This is a genomic window from Planotetraspora phitsanulokensis (assembly GCF_016863295.1).
GTDB lineage: Bacteria > Actinomycetota > Actinomycetes > Streptosporangiales > Streptosporangiaceae > Planotetraspora > Planotetraspora phitsanulokensis.
Genome location: NZ_BOOP01000001.1, coordinates 450,091 through 468,038 on the forward strand (window position 1 = coordinate 450,091; position 17,948 = coordinate 468,038).

Annotated in this window: 20 protein-coding genes; 11 read left to right on the plus strand and 9 right to left on the minus strand. The window is 70.8% G+C overall.

All coding sequences use genetic code 11. The annotated features are described in order from the left end of the window. Positions 1-114 precede the first annotated feature (114 nt). The 9 genes from hisD to hisF are packed head-to-tail and all read left to right on the plus strand — an operon-like array spanning position 115 to position 6,142. Entirely contained in the window at positions 115-1,422 is a 1,308-nt protein-coding gene (hisD, locus tag Pph01_RS02075; RefSeq protein ID WP_204071139.1) for a histidinol dehydrogenase, read from the plus strand. Then, positions 1,419-2,492 (plus strand): histidinol-phosphate transaminase, encoded by a 1,074-nt coding sequence (locus tag Pph01_RS02080; RefSeq protein ID WP_204071140.1) that lies wholly within the window; start codon positions 1,419-1,421, stop codon positions 2,490-2,492. The genes hisD and Pph01_RS02080 overlap by 4 nt, the downstream gene beginning before the upstream one ends. Further along, positions 2,489-3,088 (plus strand): imidazoleglycerol-phosphate dehydratase HisB, encoded by a 600-nt coding sequence (gene hisB, locus Pph01_RS02085; RefSeq protein ID WP_204071141.1) that lies wholly within the window; start codon positions 2,489-2,491, stop codon positions 3,086-3,088. Before Pph01_RS02080 ends, hisB begins: the two co-directional genes overlap by 4 nt. Positions 3,089-3,108: 20 nt before the next feature. Next, entirely contained in the window at positions 3,109-3,240 is a 132-nt protein-coding gene (locus tag Pph01_RS43225) for a CG2302 family histidine operon protein (RefSeq protein WP_275412784.1), read from the plus strand. After that, entirely contained in the window at positions 3,231-3,869 is a 639-nt protein-coding gene (gene hisH / locus Pph01_RS02090; protein ID WP_204071142.1) for an imidazole glycerol phosphate synthase subunit HisH, read from the plus strand. Before Pph01_RS43225 ends, hisH begins: the two co-directional genes overlap by 10 nt. Before the next feature lie 34 nt (positions 3,870-3,903). Beyond that, the gene (locus tag Pph01_RS02095; protein ID WP_204071143.1) at positions 3,904-4,242 is read left to right on the plus strand and encodes a hypothetical protein; all 339 of its coding nucleotides are present in this window, start codon (positions 3,904-3,906) and stop codon (positions 4,240-4,242) included. Between the two features lie 3 nt (positions 4,243-4,245). Then, the gene (gene priA / locus Pph01_RS02100; RefSeq protein ID WP_204071144.1) at positions 4,246-4,971 is read left to right on the plus strand and encodes a bifunctional 1-(5-phosphoribosyl)-5-((5-phosphoribosylamino)methylideneamino)imidazole-4-carboxamide isomerase/phosphoribosylanthranilate isomerase PriA; all 726 of its coding nucleotides are present in this window, start codon (positions 4,246-4,248) and stop codon (positions 4,969-4,971) included. Continuing rightward, on the plus strand, positions 4,968-5,375 hold the full coding sequence (locus Pph01_RS02105) for a RidA family protein (protein ID WP_204071145.1): 408 nt from the start codon (positions 4,968-4,970) through the stop codon (positions 5,373-5,375). The genes priA and Pph01_RS02105 overlap by 4 nt, the downstream gene beginning before the upstream one ends. Continuing rightward, entirely contained in the window at positions 5,372-6,142 is a 771-nt protein-coding gene (hisF, locus tag Pph01_RS02110; RefSeq protein ID WP_204071146.1) for an imidazole glycerol phosphate synthase subunit HisF, read from the plus strand. Before Pph01_RS02105 ends, hisF begins: the two co-directional genes overlap by 4 nt. Positions 6,143-6,348: 206 nt before the next feature. On the opposite strand, the gene Pph01_RS02115 is transcribed toward hisF, so the two are convergent. The 6 genes from Pph01_RS02115 to Pph01_RS02140 all read right to left on the minus strand — a co-directional run bounded on the left by Pph01_RS02115 (position 6,349) and on the right by Pph01_RS02140 (position 10,969). Continuing rightward, positions 6,349-6,789 carry a hypothetical protein gene (locus Pph01_RS02115; RefSeq protein ID WP_204071147.1) on the minus strand — a complete coding sequence of 147 codons (441 nt, stop codon included), beginning with the start codon at positions 6,787-6,789 and terminating at the stop codon, positions 6,349-6,351. Between the two features lie 163 nt (positions 6,790-6,952). Then, positions 6,953-7,978 (minus strand): LacI family DNA-binding transcriptional regulator, encoded by a 1,026-nt coding sequence (locus Pph01_RS02120; RefSeq protein ID WP_204071148.1) that lies wholly within the window; start codon positions 7,976-7,978, stop codon positions 6,953-6,955. A gap of 268 nt (positions 7,979-8,246) precedes the next feature. Beyond that, on the minus strand, positions 8,247-9,650 hold the full coding sequence (locus tag Pph01_RS02125) for a glutamine synthetase family protein (protein ID WP_204071149.1): 1,404 nt from the start codon (positions 9,648-9,650) through the stop codon (positions 8,247-8,249). Between the two features lie 135 nt (positions 9,651-9,785). Then, entirely contained in the window at positions 9,786-9,947 is a 162-nt protein-coding gene (locus tag Pph01_RS02130) for a hypothetical protein (RefSeq protein ID WP_203880524.1), read from the minus strand. A gap of 138 nt (positions 9,948-10,085) precedes the next feature. Next, entirely contained in the window at positions 10,086-10,250 is a 165-nt protein-coding gene (locus tag Pph01_RS02135; protein ID WP_204071150.1) for a hypothetical protein, read from the minus strand. Between the two features lie 86 nt (positions 10,251-10,336). Then, positions 10,337-10,969, minus strand: coding sequence for a TIGR03085 family metal-binding protein (locus Pph01_RS02140; protein WP_204071151.1), 633 nt, complete (start codon positions 10,967-10,969; stop codon positions 10,337-10,339). A gap of 255 nt (positions 10,970-11,224) precedes the next feature. On the opposite strand from Pph01_RS02140, the gene Pph01_RS02145 reads away from it, so the two are divergent. Together Pph01_RS02145 and Pph01_RS02150 are read left to right on the plus strand one after the other, a co-directional pair. Continuing rightward, on the plus strand, positions 11,225-13,003 hold the full coding sequence (locus tag Pph01_RS02145; RefSeq protein WP_204071152.1) for an ABC transporter ATP-binding protein: 1,779 nt from the start codon (positions 11,225-11,227) through the stop codon (positions 13,001-13,003). Then, entirely contained in the window at positions 13,000-14,814 is a 1,815-nt protein-coding gene (locus Pph01_RS02150) for an ABC transporter ATP-binding protein (RefSeq protein WP_204071153.1), read from the plus strand. Before Pph01_RS02145 ends, Pph01_RS02150 begins: the two co-directional genes overlap by 4 nt. Here the strand turns inward: Pph01_RS02150 and Pph01_RS02155 are convergent, their stop codons facing one another. The 3 genes from Pph01_RS02155 to Pph01_RS02165 form a co-directional block, all read right to left on the minus strand. Continuing rightward, entirely contained in the window at positions 14,815-15,612 is a 798-nt protein-coding gene (locus Pph01_RS02155; RefSeq protein WP_204071154.1) for an ABC transporter permease, read from the minus strand. Beyond that, entirely contained in the window at positions 15,609-16,484 is an 876-nt protein-coding gene (locus Pph01_RS02160) for an ABC transporter permease (RefSeq protein WP_239116357.1), read from the minus strand. Before Pph01_RS02160 ends, Pph01_RS02155 begins: the two co-directional genes overlap by 4 nt. Before the next feature lie 183 nt (positions 16,485-16,667). After that, on the minus strand, positions 16,668-17,894 hold the full coding sequence (locus tag Pph01_RS02165) for an ABC transporter substrate-binding protein (RefSeq protein ID WP_204071155.1): 1,227 nt from the start codon (positions 17,892-17,894) through the stop codon (positions 16,668-16,670). Positions 17,895-17,948 lie beyond the last annotated feature (54 nt).

A 17,948-nucleotide genomic window follows, 5' to 3' on the forward strand; every position in this document is an offset into this window, starting at 1 on the left:
CATCGACAAACCGGCATAGATCATAAAAATGGGAGAAATCTCTTTTTGCGAAACACGGCGTCCCGCATAGTGGGCAGAACGGGATCTGTCGCTGGTCATCCGTAGACTAAGACGGTGATTTCCCGTATCGACCTGCGCGGGTCGCTGCCCGGCGACCTGCGTGACGTGCTGCCCCGCGCCGAGCTCGACGTCGAGGCCGCCCTGGAGAAGGTGCGGCCCATCTGCGAGGACGTGCGCCATCGTGGCGCACAGGCCGTCCGGGAGCTCACGGCGAGGTTCGACGGGGTCGACCTGGCCTCGACCCGGGTCCCCCCGGAGAAGATCGCCGAGGCCCTCGACGTGCTCGACCCCGCTGTGCGCGCCGCCCTGGAGGAGTCGATCAGGCGGGCCCGCCTCGTCCATCGCGACCAGCGGCGCACCGACACCACGACCCAGGTCGTGCCGGGCGGCACGGTGACCGAGCGCTGGGTGCCCGTCGGCCGCGTGGGGCTGTACGTGCCGGGCGGGCGCGCCGTCTATCCGTCCAGCGTGGTCATGAACGTCGTGCCGGCCCAGGAGGCCGGGGTCCGGTCGCTGGCGGTGACCTCGCCGGCGCAGAAGGAGTTCGGCGGGCTGCCGCATCCGACGATCCTGGCGGCCTGCGCGCTGCTCGGGGTCGAGGAGGTCCACGCCGTGGGCGGCGCCCAGGCCGTGGCGATGTTCGCCTACGGCACCGAGGAGTGCCCGCGGGCCGACATGGTCACCGGGCCGGGCAACATCTGGGTCGCGGCGGCCAAGCGGCTGCTCAAGGGGCGGATCGGGATCGACTCCGAGGCCGGCCCGACGGAGATCGCGATCCTCGCCGACGAGACCGCCGACCCCGTGCACGTCGCGGCCGACCTGATCAGCCAGGCCGAGCACGACGTGATCGCCGCCGCGGTGCTGGTCACGACGAGCCCTGAGCTCGCCGACGCGGTCGAGAAGGAACTGCCGGGCCAGGTCGCCGCGACCCGCCATTCGGAGCGGATCACCGAGGCCCTGTCGGGCCGCCAGTCCGGCATCGTGCTCGTCTCGGACGTCGAGGCCGGCCTCGCGGTCGTGGACGCCTACGCGGCCGAGCACCTGGAGATCCAGACGGCGGACGCGCGCGAGGTGGCCGCCCGGGTCCGCAACGCCGGGGCGATCTTCGTCGGCCCGTACGCGCCGGTCTCGCTCGGCGACTACATGGCCGGGTCCAACCACGTGCTGCCGACCGGCGGGTGCGCCTGCCACTCCTCCGGGCTCTCCGTGCAGACGTTCCTGCGGGGCATCCACGTCGTGGACTACACCCGCGAGGCCCTCGCCGAGGCGGCTCCGTACGTCAGCGCGCTGGCCGACGCCGAGGACCTGCCCGCCCACGGCGCCGCCGTCCGTGCCCGCTTCGACTGGGAAGTGCCCTCATGACGCTCGACGACCTGCCGATCCGCGACGATCTACGGGGCAGGCAGCCCTACGGAGCGCCACAGCTCGACGTGCCCGTCCAGCTCAACACCAACGAGAACCCGTACCCGCCCTCGGCCGCGCTGATCGACGATCTCGCGCGGGCCGTGCGGCACGGTGCGGCCACGCTGAACCGCTACCCCGACAGGGACGCGGTCGACCTGCGCAAGGACCTCGCCGACTACCTCGGCCACGGCCTCACCGCCCGCCAGCTCTGGGCGGCCAACGGGTCGAACGAGATCATCCAGCAGATCCTCCAGGCGTTCGGCGGCCCGGGGCGCTCGGCCATCGGGTTCGAGCCGTCCTACTCCATGCACCCGATCATCGCGGGGAGCACCAGCACCCGCTGGATCGAGGGCGCGCGTGACGAGGACTTCTCGATCGACGTCGCCGCCGCCGTCCAGGCCGTCGAGACCCACCGCCCGGACGTCGTCTTCCTGACCTCGCCGAACAACCCGACCGGCACGGCACTGCCCCTCGACGTGATCGAGCGGATCGTCGCCGCGGCCCCGGGCGTGGTCGTGGTCGACGAGGCGTACGCCGAGTTCGCGCGGACCGGCACGCCGTCCGCCCTCAGCCTGCTGCCGGCCAATCCGCGCCTGATCGTCACGCGGACCATGTCCAAGGCGTTCGCCATGGCGGGCGCGCGGCTGGGGTATCTGGCCGCCGATCCGGCCGTCGTCGACGCCATGCTCCTGGTCCGCCTGCCGTACCATCTGTCGACCCTGACCCAGGCGGCGGCCCGGGTGGCGCTGGCGCACCGCGAGGAACTGCTCGCGACCGTCGGCACGCTGCGGGCCGAACGGGACGCGACCGTCGAGTGGCTACGGCATCGTGACCTGTCGGTCGCTGACTCGGATGCCAACTTCGTGCTATTCGGTAGGTTTCCAGACCGGCGCGCCGTATGGGAGGGGCTGCTTGAGCAGGGCGTTCTGATCAGGGAGACCGGTCCGGCGGGCTGGCTCCGGGTGTCGATCGGAACGAAGGACGAGATGGCGGCCTTCAGGGCCGCCCTGGAAGGGATCCTCGGATGAGTGACGAACGCCGCGGCCGGGTCGAGCGCAGCACCAAGGAGACGTCGGTGCTGGTCGAGGTCGACCTGGACGGCACCGGTGTCGTCGACGTCGCGACCGGTGTCGGGTTCTACGACCACATGCTCGCCCAGCTGGGCAAGCACGGTCTGTTCGACCTGACCGTGAAGACCGAGGGCGACCTGCACATCGACTCCCACCACACGATCGAGGACACCTCGATCGCGCTGGGCGCGGCGTTCCGCGAGGCCCTCGGCGACAAGTCGGGCATCCGCCGCTTCGGCAGCGCGTCGTGCCCCCTCGACGAGGCGCTGGCCCAGGTCACGGTCGACCTGTCCGGACGGCCGTACCTCGTGCACACCGAGCCTGAGGGCATGGCCCCCATGATCGGCCCGGACTACGACACGAGCATGACGCGGCACATCCTGGAGTCGTTCGTCGCCCAGGCGGCGGTCTGCCTCCACGTGCACGTGCCGTACGGGCGAAACGCCCACCACATCGTCGAGGCACAGTTCAAGGCCCTGGCCCGCGCCCTGCGCGAGGCCTCGGAGCGGGATCCGCGCGCGACCGGCGTGCCCAGCACGAAGGGCGTCCTCTGATGACGCTCGCGTCAGGTGGCATGATCTTCATTGGGCTCTTCCTCCTCGGAGGGGTCTACTCCGCCATACGGCAGAAGCTCAAGGTGCTCGCGGCGCTGACCGGAATCGGAGCCGCGCTGGCGATCACGGCAGGGGTGATGTGGTGGCAGTAGACAGACGTGTCGTGATCCTCGACTACGGATCGGGCAACCTCCGCTCGGCGGAGCGCGCGCTGGCCCGGGTGGGCGCCGACGTGACGGTGACCGCCGACTGGGACGCCGCGCTCGAGGCCGACGGGCTGGTCGTCCCCGGCGTCGGGGCCTTCTCCGCCTGCATGGAGGGACTCAAGAGCGTCCGCGGCGACCAGATCGTGGGACGCCGCCTCGCGGGCGGGCGCCCGGTGCTCGGCATTTGCGTCGGGATGCAGATCCTGTTCGAGAAGGGCGTCGAGCACGGCGTCCACACCGAGGGCTGCGGCGAGTGGCCCGGCACCGTCGAGCGCCTCGACGCGCCCGTGCTCCCGCACATGGGGTGGAACACGGTCAACGTGCCGTCCGGCAGCGTGCTGTTCGACGGGATCGAGGCGGGCACCCGCTTCTACTTCGTCCACTCCTACGGCGTGCGCGACTGGCGGCTCACGGCCGGCCCCGGTTTCAACCAGCCGCTGGTCACCTGGGCCGAGCACGGCGTGCCGTTCGTCGCGGCCGTGGAGAACGGGCCCTTGTCGGCCACCCAGTTCCACCCCGAGAAGTCCGGCGACGCCGGAGCGGCGCTGCTGGCCAACTGGCTGCGCACGTTGTGAGCGGGCCGAGCCGGCGGCCGGGACGGGAGACACGATGAGCAAGGAGCGGGCCAGGCGGAGGGCGGAGCGCGAAGCCGAGCGCGAACGCCTCGCCGCCGCTCGCGCCGTGCGCGAGGCCAGAGCGGCCAGGCGGCGCGAGCTGCGCGGCCGCGTCACCGCGGTGTTGCCGCGGCCGGTCCGCGTGGCCAGGCAGCAGGGCCGGCTCGCGCGGCGGCGCCGCACCGAGAACGGCGTTCTCGTGCTGTTGTGGTTCATCGTCCAGGTGATCGCCTGGATCCTGCTCGACGGCTGGATGGCCCGGCTCGGCGTCCTGATCTTCTCCATTCTGCTGATGCCCGTGCTCGTCACCATCGTCTTCGACCGGAGGTCGTGACCCATGTCGCTCGTATTGCTCCCTGCCGTGGACGTCGCGGACGGCCAGGCGGTCCGCCTGGTGCAGGGTGAGGCCGGGACGGAGACCTCGTACGGCGATCCGCTCGCCGCGGCGCTGGCCTGGCAGGAGGCCGGTGCGGAGTGGATCCATCTGGTCGACCTGGACGCGGCGTTCGGCCGGGGTGACAACCGTGCGTTGCTCGCCTCCGTGGTCGGTGCCCTGGACGTGCAGGTCGAGTTGTCAGGGGGCATCCGGGACGACGCCTCGCTCGAGGCGGCCCTGTCCACCGGTTGCCGCCGCGTCAACATCGGCACGGCCGCGCTGGAGGACCCCGCCTGGTGCGCCAAGATCATCGCCGAGCACGGCGACAAGATCGCGGTTGGGCTCGACGTCCGGGGGACCACCCTCGCCGCGCGCGGCTGGACCCAGGAGGGCGGCGACCTGTGGGAGGTCCTCGACCGGCTGGAGTCCGAGGGCTGCCCCCGCTACGTCGTCACCGACGTGACCAAGGACGGCACCCTGCGCGGCCCCAACCTCGACCTGCTCCGCGACGTCTGCGCCAGGACCGACCGGCCGGTGATCGCCAGCGGCGGCGTGTCCTCGCTCGACGACCTGCGCGCCCTGTCCACCCTCGTCCCCGAGGGCGTCGAAGGCGCAATCGTCGGCAAGGCCCTGTACGCCCAGGCGTTCACGCTGGAAGAGGCACTCGCGGCGGTGAGCGGCCGATGAGCGAGCACGTCACCTTCACCCGGATCTCGTCCGGCGGTCCCTGGGAGGACCGGTACGGCTACGCGCGCGCGGTCGTCGCGGGCCCGCACATCTTCGTTTCCGGATGCACCGCCACCGTCGGCGGGGAGATCCAGCACGTCGGCGACGCCTACAACCAGACGCTGACGGCGATCTCCATCGCCCTCGACGCGGTGGAGAAGGCGGGCGTGTCCGTCTCCGAGGTCGTCCGCACGCGCCTTTACGTCGTGAACGCCGACGACTTCGAGGCCGTCGGGCGGGCGCACGGCAAGGTGTTCGGCACCGTACGGCCCGCCTGCACAAGCGTCCAGATCGCGGGGCTCGTGGACCCGCGCATGCTGGTGGAGGTCGAGGTAGAGGCCTATCGGGGGGAGAGGTCGCCATGACCGTCGCGGTGCGGGTCATCCCCTGCCTGGACGTGGACGCCGGGCGGGTCGTCAAGGGCGTCAACTTCGAGAACCTGCGTGACGCGGGCGACCCGGTCGAGCTCGCGAGCCGCTACGACGCCGAGGGCGCCGACGAGCTGACGTTCCTCGACATCACCGCGTCGTCGGGCGAGCGGGAGACCATGCTCGACGTGGTCCGCCGTACGGCCGAGCAGGTCTTCATCCCGCTGACCGTCGGCGGGGGGATCCGGGCGGTCGACGACGTGGACCGGCTGCTGCGGGCGGGCGCCGACAAGGTGGGCATCAACACCGCGGCCATCGCGCGGCCCGAACTGCTCACCGAGGCGTCGCGGCGGTTCGGCTCCCAGTGCATCGTGTTGTCCGTCGACGCCCGCCGGGTCGTCGACGGGCCGCCCACGCCCTCCGGCTTCGAGGTGACCACCCACGGCGGACGCCGCGGCACCGGTCTCGACGCCGTGGAGTGGGCCGCGCGGGGCCAGGAGCTCGGCGTGGGGGAGATCCTGCTCAACTCGATGGACGGCGACGGCACCAAGGCGGGCTACGACCTGGAGATGCTCAGGGCCGTGCGCGCGGCGGTGACGGTCCCGGTGATCGCCTCGGGCGGCGCGGGACGGCTGGAGGACTTCCCGCCGGCCGTCGAGGCGGGGGCGGACGCCGTGCTCGCCGCCTCGGTGTTCCACTTCGGCCAGCTCAAGATCCACGAGGTGAAGGAGACGCTGCGGGCCGCGGGTCATCCCGTCCGCTGAGCGCCCGGCGGAAAAGGCGGAAATGCTCTTTACCGCTGGGGGAGTTTGAATTCCGCGCGGCGGCGATCCGGCCCGTGCGGCGATTCCCGGAAATTCGCCGAATATGCGAGAACACGGCCTCCAGATTCACTGGAGGCCGTATCCGTATTCATGTGACGCTTTTTCCGCGGCGCTTGGTTTCACTCACCGCGTGCCGTGCGGGTGCGTCACTCGCCCTGTTCCTCGCTCTGCTCCGACCAGCGGTGCCGGGGCTCCGCGATCGGCGTTTCGGACTCGTCCCGCATGGACTGCTCCTGCATGGGCGTGCCGGTGAGGGACTCCTCCCGCATGGACTCCTCTCGCGAGGTCTCCTCGGGAATGTTGCCCGCCTGCTGCTCGGACTCCTCGGATTCCGTGGACTCTTCGTCCACCGGGTCGTGGGTCCGCATCCGGTCCTGCGGCATGCCGGAGACCGAACTGGACGAGGACTCGGACGCGGTTCCGATGTTGGCGCCGATGTTGGTTCGGATGTCGGTGCCGGACGCCGTGTCGGCGACCGACGAGCTTCCGGGGTCGTGCGTGGCGGCCTCGGCCGTCTGCGCGGCCCCGAAGGCGATGGCGGGAAGGAGTGCCAGACCCAGAAGAGCTGGGAGACGCTTTCCGTTCATGTTTTCTCCTATCCGATCAGGGCCGTTGGAACGGCGATCGGGGATTTGCCCTTCCATCGTCGGCCCGGGCATCGAATCCCGTCTAGGCGAATCAACCGGAAATAGAGTGAACCGAACGGTATTGCATTCCACGCGCTGACGATTCGTTGTCCTTTCCCCCTGATTAGGAGGTGGCGATTTGCGCGGCCGTCGACTCTCTGACGACCAGCGTCGGCTGGAACATGATCTGCTGGTGGGTGTGGCCCTCGGGGTTGTCGCACTCGTCGAGCAGCAACTGGGTGGCGATGCGGCCGAGCCGGTACGTCGGCTGGGTGATCGAACTGAGCGACACGGCTGAGGCGGCGGCGAAGTCGATGTCGTCGTAGCCGATCAGCATCACGTCGCCGGGCACGCGCACCCCGGCCTGGAGCAGCCCGCGCAGCAGGCCCAGAGCCAGCAGGTCGTTGGCGCAGAACACGGCGTCCGGCAGCGCTCCCGACGACAGCAGGGTCTCGGCCGCCTCCTGCCCGCACGCGGCGTTCATGCTGGTCACCGTCAGCTCGGCGAGCGCGATCGCCGGGTCCAGTCTCGCCTGCAGCACGGCCTGCCGCGCGCCTTCCAGGCGCTCCTGGCACTGCCGGATGGACGAGGGGCCGCTCACGTAGACGACGCGGCGGGCTCCCCGCTCGAGCAGGTGGGCGACCGCGAGCCGGCCGCCGGCCACGTCGTTGACGGCCACCGAGCACTGGTCGGGCCGGTGGGCCGGGTGGTCGACCAGGACGAGGTTGATGCCGCGCTCCCGGATGCGGTCGAGCGGGACCGGGTCCTCGCCGGACGGAGTGATCAGCACCCCGCGCACCCGCTGCTCGGACAGGACGAGCAGGTTCCGCTCCTCCTTCGCGGGGTTCCCCGCCGAGTTGCCGAGGATCACCGCGTAGCCGAGCTCGCTCGCCATGTCCTCGACCCCGGTGACGACATCGGTGAAGAAGGGGTTGCCGATGTCGATGACGGACAGCCCGATGGTCCTGCTGTGCCCGGCCCGGAGCGACGACGCGGAGCCGTGCCTGACGAATCCCAGCTCGCGTACGGACCGCTGGACCCGCTCGCGGGTCGCGGCGGCGACCTTCTCCGGGCGGTTGAGCACGTTGGAGACGGTGCCGGGGGAGACGCCGGCGTGCGCCGCGACCTCCTTGATGCCGATCGGGTTCATCGAGCCGATTAAAACGGAGCCACGGGGCCCCGCGCCAGCCCGGAGCGCCCCTTTCTACGAGGCTCGCGCCGGCCTGGGGCGCCCCTTTCCACGAGGCTCGCGCCGGCCTGGAGCGCCCCAGCCCGGACCGCCCCTTTCCTCGAGGCTCGCGCCGGCCTGGGGCGCCCCTTTCCACGAGGCTCGCGCCGGCCTGGAGCGCCCATTTCCACGAGGGAGGGCTCGTCCCGCCCACGCCCTTCCCCGGCCGGCGCGCGGGGACGGCGCGGGCTCAGAACGCGCGCAAATGCTGGAAGGTCTCGAACGCGACGTCCCGGTCGGCGAAGTCCGCGGCCTCCGACCGTTTGACGGCCAGGTAGGCGGCGCTCCGCAACGGCCCCAGGGCGTCCATGAGGAGCCGGTCGGCCTCCAGCGCGTCCAGCGCCTCCGCGAGGGTGGCGGGGAGTCGCTCGCAGCCCAGCCGGGCACGCGCCTTCTCGGTCAGCGTGTGGGGATCCACCATGACGGGCTTGCCGGGGTCGAGCTCCCGCCGGATGCCGTCCAGTCCCGCGTGGAGGACGGCGCCGAGCGACAGGTAGGGGTTGGCCGACGAATCCGAGGGCTTGATCTCGAGGTTCGTCGAGGCCTCGACGTTCCCGCTCATGGGCGAGCAGATCCGGACCGCCGCCTCGCGGTTGTCCGGGCCGTAGCAGGCGTACGCGCCGGCCCAGCTGCGGGGCTGGAGGCGCCGGTAGCTGTTGACGCTGGGGCTGGTCAGCGCCACGAGGCCGGGCAGGTGGGCGAGGACGCCCCCGATGAAGCGGCGGCCCAGCGCGGACAGGTCGCCCTTGCCGTCGGCGAACAGGTTGTGCTCCAGATCGGCGTCCCACAGGGAGACGTGCAGGTGGGCGCCGTTGCCCGGCTGGTCGGCGATCGGCTTGGGCGCGAGCGAGGCCCACATCGCCATCCGGAAGGCCACACCCCGGACGGTCTCCCGGTAGATCACGTGGTTGTCGGCGGCCTTGAGCGCGGTCGTGGGCCTGATGGACAGCTCGTGCTGGCCGGCGCCCAGTTCGGGGTAGTAGTGCTCGATCGGCAGCCCCTGAGCCTCCAGGGCCCGTACGAGCGCCATGGTGTAGTCGTGGGCGAGGTCGAAACCGGCCGCGGCGTAGCACAGGCTGTCGTCGATGGGCACGAGCCGGTCGGGGCCGCCGGTCGGATCGGGGAGTCTGCGGCCGAGCGTGAACTCGGGTTCGAACGCCGCGACGGGGGTGAGGCCCTCGGCGCCGAGCAGGGCCACGGCGTCCTTGAGGAACGTCCGCGGGCAGGCGGCCCACGGGCTCCCGTCGAGCTCCTGGAGATCGGAGAGCATCGCGGCGGCGCCGGACGCGTAGGGGAGCGGGACGAAGGTCGCCGGATCGGGGACGATGCGGACCTCGCCCACGGGACCCATGCCCTCGACCGGCTGGAGCCGGTCGAGCATGGACATGGCCATCATCGCCACCGTGTGGCCGATGCCCGTGCCGAGCCGTTCGGAGAGGCGGGAGCGCCCGGCGGCCTTGCCGCGGATCACTCCGCCGTGGTCGGCATAGAGGAATCGGACCAGTTCGATGCCGTCGACCTCGACGCGTTCGAGGACTCTGCGGGCGACGGGATCGAGTTGTCGAGCGTCGGCGGCACTGTGGCGGTCTCCCATCCTGCCTGCGTAACACGCGAGGGCCGCCGGTGGAAGGGCCGCCACGCCACCGCGCCGCCTTTTCGGCGCGGTGACGAGGGTGGAGACGGGACCAGGTGTGCGGAATCCCCTTCGGCACACCCGGCCGGGATCACATCACTGCAGGACCGTCGTGAAGAAGGTGGCGAGACGGGTGGCGCCGGTGTTCACCATGTCGAAGGCGCCGTTCACGGCGCCGGCGGCCGCGCGCGGCTGGTTGTAGAGGTAGAAGACCACGAACGCGATGGCCGCGTACGTAAGAACCTTCTTGACCTGCATTGGGGGGCCTCCTGCAGTCAGTTTCCCGGCTGTTTGTACCCGGCGACACGGAAGATCATAACTAGCCGGGAGGCCACGAGCCCCTACCATCCCATCCGCTGAGAACGCGGAAGGGCTCAGCTGAGATCGCGGCCGGGCTCAGCCGCTCACAAGCGTCGTGAAGAACGACGACAGCCGCTCGGCCCCGGTGGAGACCCCGTCGAACAGGCCCTTCACCGCCGCGGCGGCGGCCGTGGGCTGCGTGAACAGATAGAAGATGACGAATGCGACCACCACGTAGGTGATTATCTTCTTGGCGTTCATCGGGGCTCCAACCATGAGGCGCTGCCCTCATGCTGCCGCATCATGCCAAGGTTATGCGTGATTTCCGTCTAGATCGATTTACCGTGTCACATGCCCAGACGGGTCTCGCGCAGCCGCCGCACCGCGTCGGCGTCGCCCTCGAAGGTCACCCGGGCGTGTTCCCCCCGCCCGAAGGCGAACAGGATCAGCTCGCCGGTGTCCCCGGTGACGACCGCCTCGGGCGTGGCCTTCTTGGCCACGACCTCGCCGCCTGCGGTGCGCCGGAACACGACGCCCACCGGCGACTTGCGCATGAAGAGCCGGGCGCCGCTCTTGAGCTGCTGCCACAGGGCCTCCTCCGACTCCGGAGGCAGCTCGCGGGGCTCCCAGCCGGGCTGGGCCCGCCTGACGTCCTCGTGGTGGACGAACAGCTCGACGGAGTTGACGAGCCTGTCCAGCCCGGGAACCCGGTACGGGGACCAGATCGGCGGGCCCTGCCGTACGAACTGGACGAGCTGGGCGTACGGCCGGCCGTTCTTGAGATGGTTCTGGACGGAGCCGGTGTAGCCGGACAGGAAGCTCAGCGCGATGCCCCCGGCGGCGTCGGGGCGGCGCTCGCGGAGCACGAGATGCGCGGCGAGGTCGGCCGTCGTCCAGCCCTCGCAGAGCGTCGGAGCATCGGGGCCGAGTTCGTCCAGAGTCGTGGAGATGGCCGCACGTTCGTCCCGTACAAAACTCACGGGGGGCAGCCTAGTCCCGACCGCCCTCTGTGATCACCAGGCAGGCCAAGGAATAATTCAGTTGATCGTGATGATAAGGAATATCTAGGACTAAAGGCTTGGTGTGGCGTCGGTCGGGAGGCCGATCCGCGCGCGCGCCGGGGTAGGTAACGTCCGATTCGCTGGCGCTCGGACCGGGCGGCCAGATGGTCCCCGATCGAGAGGAAACCCGGCGTGCCGTCGAATGACTCCCCCGCGCGCCCGAACAGATCCGTCATGGCCCGTGGGCTGCGGGTCATCGGCACGGCGATCAGGGCGGAGCCGCGCATCTTCACCGGCGCGGTGCTCGCTAGCGCGGTCTACGGCATCATGACCGTCGGATCCTCGTGGGCGCTCGGCCGGGCGACGGACGACGTCGTCCTTCCCGCCTTCCGCGATGGCCGGTTCCACACCGGCGCGCTGGTCGGCGCGGCCCTGCTGATCGTCGGCGTCGCGGTGCTGAAGGCCGCCGGTGTCATGGGCAGGCGGATCCTCGCCGGAGTGATGCAGTACCGGATGCAGGCCCGCTCCCGGCGCGCGGTGACCCGGCAGTATCTGCGACTGCCGCTCGCCTGGCACCACCGGCATCCGACGGGTCAGCTGCTGTCCAACGCCAACTCCGACGTCGAGGCCGCCTGGGCGCCGCTCGCGCCGCTCCCGATGGCCGTGGGCGTCATCGTGATGCTCGTGACGGCGGCAGGGGCGATCCTGCTCATCGACCCCGTCCTCGCCGTCGTCGGCTTCCTGATATTTCCGGCTATCGCCGTACTGAACCTGATCTACCAGCGCAAGCTGTCCCCCCTCGCGATGCGCGCGCAGCAGCTCAGGGCCGAGGTGAGCGAGGTCGCGCACGAGAGCTTCGACGGCGCGCTCGTCGTGAAGACGCTCGGCCGGGAGGACGCGGAGGCCCGCAGGTTCCAGGCGCGCGCCGACCAGTTGCGCGACGCCAACGTCGCCGTCGGCCGGGTGCGCGGGCTGTTCGACCCGCTGCTCGAGGCGCTGCCGACGATCGGCGTGCTGGCCGTGCTGCTGGTGGGCGCGATGCGGCTCGAGGCGGGCGACGTCGTCGCCGGCGACCTCATCCAGGTCGCCTACCTCTTCACGCTCCTCGCGTTCCCCGTCCGCGCGCTCGGCTGGGTGCTCGCCGAGCTTCCCCGCAGCGTCGTCGGCTGGACCCGGGTGCAGGACGTCCTCGACGCCACCGGGTCCATGGAGTACGGCACGGCCGGCCTGGCCGGCGACAGCCCCGCGGGCGTCCGGGCCGACGGGGTGACCTACGGCTACCTTCCCGACGCCAGCGTGCTCACCGACGTGAACTTCGCGGTGGAGCCGGGCCGCACCGTCGCCGTCGTCGGGCCGACGGGCTCGGGCAAGTCCACGCTCACCCTGCTGCTCGGACGGCTGATCGACCCCGACGACGGCGCCGTGCGGATCGACGGGACCGACGTGCGCGAGGTCGCGCGGGGCGGCGTCAGCGACGCGGTGGCCCTGGTGCTCCAGCAGACGTTCCTGTTCGACGACACCGTCCGCGGCAACATCACGCTGGGCTGGGACATCCCGGACGAGACCGTGTGGGCGGCCCTGCGCCTGGCGCAGGCCGACGGGTTCGTCAGCGCCCTGCCGTCCGGGCTGGACACGCGCGTCGGCGAGCGGGGCACCTCCTTGTCGGGCGGGCAGCGGCAGCGGATCGCGCTCGCGAGGGCGGTCGTCCGCAAACCCCGGCTGCTCATCCTCGACGACGCCACCTCCAGCGTGGACCCCCAGGTGGAGAAGCGCATCCTGCACGGCCTGCGCGAGGGCGCGGCCGGCTCCACGGTGATCGTCGTGGCCTACCGGATGGCGACGATCGCCCTGGCGGACGAGGTCGTCTACCTGGAGCACGGCAGGGTCACCGACCAGGGCCCGCACGAACTGCTGCTGGCGCGCTGCGAGGGCTACCGGGCCCTGGTGACCGCCTACGAGCGCGAGGAGGCCGAACGGGCCGCGCTCGACACCGACGAGGAGATCGTGGCATGACCGCCGTGACAGAGGAGACGACCACCACCGGCGAAAGGCCCGGCGGCCTCCAGGCCGCCGAGCGGACGGCGTTCGAGACGATCCGGCACGGCCTGCGGCTGTCGCCCGAATTCCGCGTCGGACTCGCGGGCACGGTGTGCCTCGCCGTGCTGGCGACCCTCGGCAAGGTCATCGTCCCCATCGCCGTGCAGCAGGTGATCGACCGCGGGCTCGGCGGAGGCGTGCCCGACGTCCCGTTCATCCGCAACGCGACCGCTCTGTGCGCTGTGGCCGTCCTGCTGACGGCCCTGTGCGGCTACCTCATGAACGTCAGGCTCTACAGGTCGACCGAGTCGGGCCTGGCCACCCTGCGGGGCAAGGGCTTCCGCCACGTCCACGACCTGTCGGTGCTCACCCAGAACACCGAGCGGCGCGGCGCTCTGGTCTCGCGGGTGACGAGCGACGTCGACCAGATCAGCACGTTCATGCAGTGGGGTGGGCTGCTCGTCATCGTCTCGCTCGGGCAGCTGATCGTCGCGACCGTGCTCATGGCGGTCTACTCCTGGCAGCTCACCCTGCTGGTCTGGGTGTGCTTCCTGCCGCTGGTGATCGCCCTGCCACGGTTCCAGCGGCTGGTCGCCCGGGCGTACATCCGCGTCCGCGAGCGGACCGGAGACGTCCTCGCCGGGGTCAGCGAGTCGGTCGTCGGCAGCGCCGTCATCCGGGCCTACGGCTCGGAGGACCGCACGTCCGCTCGGATCGGCGCCGCGGTGGACGAGCAGCGCAAGGCGCAGACCCGGGCCCAGCAGATCATCGGGTTCACGTTCCCGATCACCGAGCTGGTCGCCGCCGTCGCCGTCGCGGGAGTCGTGGTGGCCGGTGTGGCGCTGGGCGTGTCCGGATCGATCACGCCGGGCAGGCTCATCGCGTTCCTCTTCCTGATCACCCTGTTCATCAGCCCGCTGCAGACCGCGACCGAGGTGCTGAACGAGGCGCAGAACGCCATCGCCGGGTGGCGGCGCATCCTCGGCGTCCTCGACACGCCCGCCGACGTCGCCGACCCGGAGAACGGCGCGACGCTGCCGCGGGGGCCGATCTCCGTGGAGTTCGAGAACGTCGGCTTCGCCTACCCCGGCGGCGCCCCCGTGCTCCACGACGTGGCCGTGGAGATCGGGCCGCGTACCCGCCTCGCCATCGTGGGCGAGACCGGTTCGGGCAAGACCACGTTCGCCAAGCTGCTCACCCGGCTCATGGACCCGACCTCGGGCCGCGTCCTCGTCGACGGCGTCGACCTGCGGAACGTGCGGTTCTCCTCGCTGCGCGAACGGATCGTGATGGTCCCCCAGGACGGCTTCCTGTTCGACTCCTCCCTCGCCGACAACATCCGCTTCGGGCGTCCGTCCGCGACCCTCGACGACGTACGGCTGGCCGTGACCGAGCTCGGCCTGTCCGACTGGGTCGAGGGCCTGCCCGCGGGCCTGGACACCCAGGTGGGCCAGCGCGGCGAGTCGCTGTCGGCGGGGGAGCGGCAGCTCGTGGCGCTCGCCCGGGCCTACCTGGCGGATCCCGATCTGCTGCTGCTCGACGAGGCGACCTCGGCGGTCGACCCCGCCACGGAGGTGCGGCTCGCGCGCGCCCTCGACGGCGTGACCCGGGGCCGCACCGCTGTCTCCATCGCCCACCGGCTGTCGACGGCGCAGGCAGCCGACGAGGTCCTCGTGTTCGAGCACGGGCGCATCGTCCAGCGGGGGCCCCACGCCGTCCTGGTCGAGGAGCCCGGCGTCTACGCGGACCTGTACGCCTCCTGGACGTCGGCCACGCACTCCTCCTGATCAGCGGGTGGTGGCCTCGCCGGACAGCCGCTGGGCCAGCCAGATCGGGACGATCGAGACGACGATGAGGGCGGCGGCGACCACGTTGACCACGGGGGCCTGGTTCGGGCGGAAGAGGTTCTCGAAGATCCAGATGGGCAGGGTCCTGACCCCCGCCCCCGAGGTGAACGTGGTCACGATGATCTCGTCGAACGAGAGCGCGAAGGCCAGCAGGCCGCCCGCGAGCAGCGCCGACCGCATCATCGGGAACGTGACGAGGCGGAACGTGGTGAACGTGTCGGCGCCCAGGTCGGCCGACGCCTCCTCGAGCCCGAGCCCCATGCGGCGCAGGCGGGCCAGCACGTTGTTGTAGACCGTGACCACGCAGAAGGTGGCGTGCCCGACGATCACCGTCAGCATGCCGAGGGGGACGCCGAGGACCGTGTGGAAGGTGTTGCTCAGCGCGATGCCCGTCACGATCCCCGGAAGCGCGATCGGCAGCACGATCAGCAGCGAGACGGTGTTCTTGCCGAAGAACCGGTACCGCTGCACGGCGAAGGCGGCCATGGTGCCGAGGACCAGGGCGATCACGGTGGCGCCGAGCCCCGCCTGGACCGAGGTCCACAGGGCGTCGCGGACCCCGCTGGAGTTCCACGCCGACCGCCACCACTGGAACGTCAGCCCCGGGGGCGGCCACCCGAAGGTGCGGTCGGCGTTGAAGGAGTTGAGGATCACCACGGCCAGCGGCACGTAGATGACGCCGAGGCCGGCGACCAGCGCGACCCTGAGCAGCAGGCGGGCCGGACGGGAAAGGTTCACAGATTCTCCAGGGCGCCGGTACGGCGGACGGCCGCGAGGTAGACCAGCATGATCACGACCGGCACCGTCGCGACGGCTGCGGCGAACGGGAGGTTGTTGGCCGCGCCGATGTTGTCGTAGACGACGTTGCCGATGAGCTGGGACTTGCCGCCGACGATCTTCACGGTGATGTAGTCGCCCAGCGACAGCGAGAACGTGAAGATCGAGCCCGCGACGACGGCCGGGAAGGTCAGCGGCCACACCACGGTCCGGAACGTCCGCCAGCCGCGGGCCCCGAGGTCGCCGGACGCGTCCAGCAGGGCGTTGGGCAGCCGCTCGAGGCCGGCGTAGATCGGCAGGATCATGTACGGCAGCCAGAGGTAGGAGAGGGTCGCGATCGTCGCGGTCAGGCCGTACCCCCAGCCGAGGATGCCGTCGGACGACAACAGCACCCGCCAGGCGTACGCCTTGAGCAGGTAGGAGGCCCACAGCGGGGTGAGGACGAGGATCACGAGCCACCGCTGCGCCCGCGGCGAGGCGAGCTTGGCCATCGCGAACGCCATGGGAAAGGCGATCACCAGGTCGATGACCGTCACCGCGGCGGCGACCCCCACCGAGCGCAGGGCGACCGTCCGGTAGACGTCGCCGGAGACGAGGTCGTGGAAGTTGGCCCAGGTGAAGACCTTGACCAGGTCGCCGGTGAAGGTGTCGGTCGACCAGAACGCGGTCACGAACAGGGCGGCGAGGGAGCCCAGGTAGGCCAGCCCCAGCCAGGCGAGGGGAGCCGACAGCAGCAGCGACAGCCGTACCCGGGCGTGTCTGTGCAGGAAGGCCGCCACCCCCCGCCGCAGCCCCGTGGCCTGCGCGTCCCCCATAGCGGCACCAGCCGTCATGCGTCCCTACTTTCCATGTCTTCTTGCCGTGATCACGCACACATTCGTGTGCGGCCCCTCTGACCTGCCCCACCCTCTGGCGTGATCATGCACTCGATGACCGCGTGCATGATCACGCTCGAGGTTGAGACTGGTCAACGGGCCTGCGCCCGAACCTGTGCATGATCACGGCCAAGAGGGGGGTCAGCCCTTGATCTCGGTCCAGGCTCGGGTCCACTCCGAATAGTCGGTGCACTTGACGTCCGTACGGCCGTCCAGGCACTGGGCGATCGGCGTGGTCCAGTAGTGGACCTTGGAGAAGTAGGCCTCGTCCTGAGCGTGGTAGGTGTCGCAGAACGTCTTGTCGGACGTCTCGTCACACGCCTTGGCGTTGGACGGGGCCTCGCCGAACCACTCCGCCACCTGGGCGTTGGCCTTGGGGGAGATGATCCAGTCCATCCACTTGTACGCGCAGTTGGGGTGCTGGGCCTTGGCCGCGACCATCCAGGTGTCCGACCAGCCGGTCGAGCCCTCCTTGGGCAGCGTCACCTGGACCGGGGCCTTCTCGGCCTCGGTCAGGTTGGCGATGACCTGCCAGGTCGTCCCCACGACGGTGTCGCCGCTCTTGAAGCTCTGGACCGCCTTGGTGTAGTCGGACCAGTACTCGCCGACGTTCGCCTTCTGCTGCTTGAGCAGGTCGACCGCCGCCTGCAGCTGCTTGTCGTCCAGCGCGTACGGGTCCTTGATGCCGAGCTCAGGTTTGGCCGACATGAGGTACAGCGCCGCGTCGGCGATGTAGATCGGCGAGTCGTACGCCGTCACGTGCCCCTTGTACGGCGAGGCGGGGTCGAACACGACGCCCCACGAGTCCGGCGGCGTCGTGACCTTGTCCGTCCGCCACATCAGGAGGTTCGCGCCGCGGCCGTGCGGCACGCCGTAGGCCACCCCGTTGACGGAGTTCCACGGCTTGAGCTTGAGGCCCTCGAACACGTCCTTGTAGTTGGGGATGAGGTCGGTGTTCACCGGGGCGACCGTGCCCGAGGCGATCAGCCGCAGCGAGGCGTCGCCCGAGGCGGACACGGCGTCGTACTCGCCGGTCTTCATCAGGTTGAACATCTCGTCCGAGGTGCCGGCGGTCTTGGTGTTGACCTTGCAGCCGGTGGCCTCCTCGAAGGGATGCACCCAGTCGACCTTCGGGTCGTTGGAGCCGTCCTCGGCGTAACCCGCCCAGGCCACCAGGTTGACCTGGCCCTCTCCCTGCCCGAGGGACTTCAGCGCCTCGATCTTGGGCGGGGTGAAGCCGGTGCTTCCCGGCGCGGGGGCCGAGCCCGTCGTCGACGAGCCGCCGCCGCACCCCGCCACGGCGGCGAGCGCCAGCGCGGCGGTGGCGATCAGACTGTGCCGGCCGATGCGCCGGTGGGGGGATCTCATGGGTTCTCCTTGTTCGATGACGGTTCATGACGCGCCGCGCGGTGTCGGGACGCC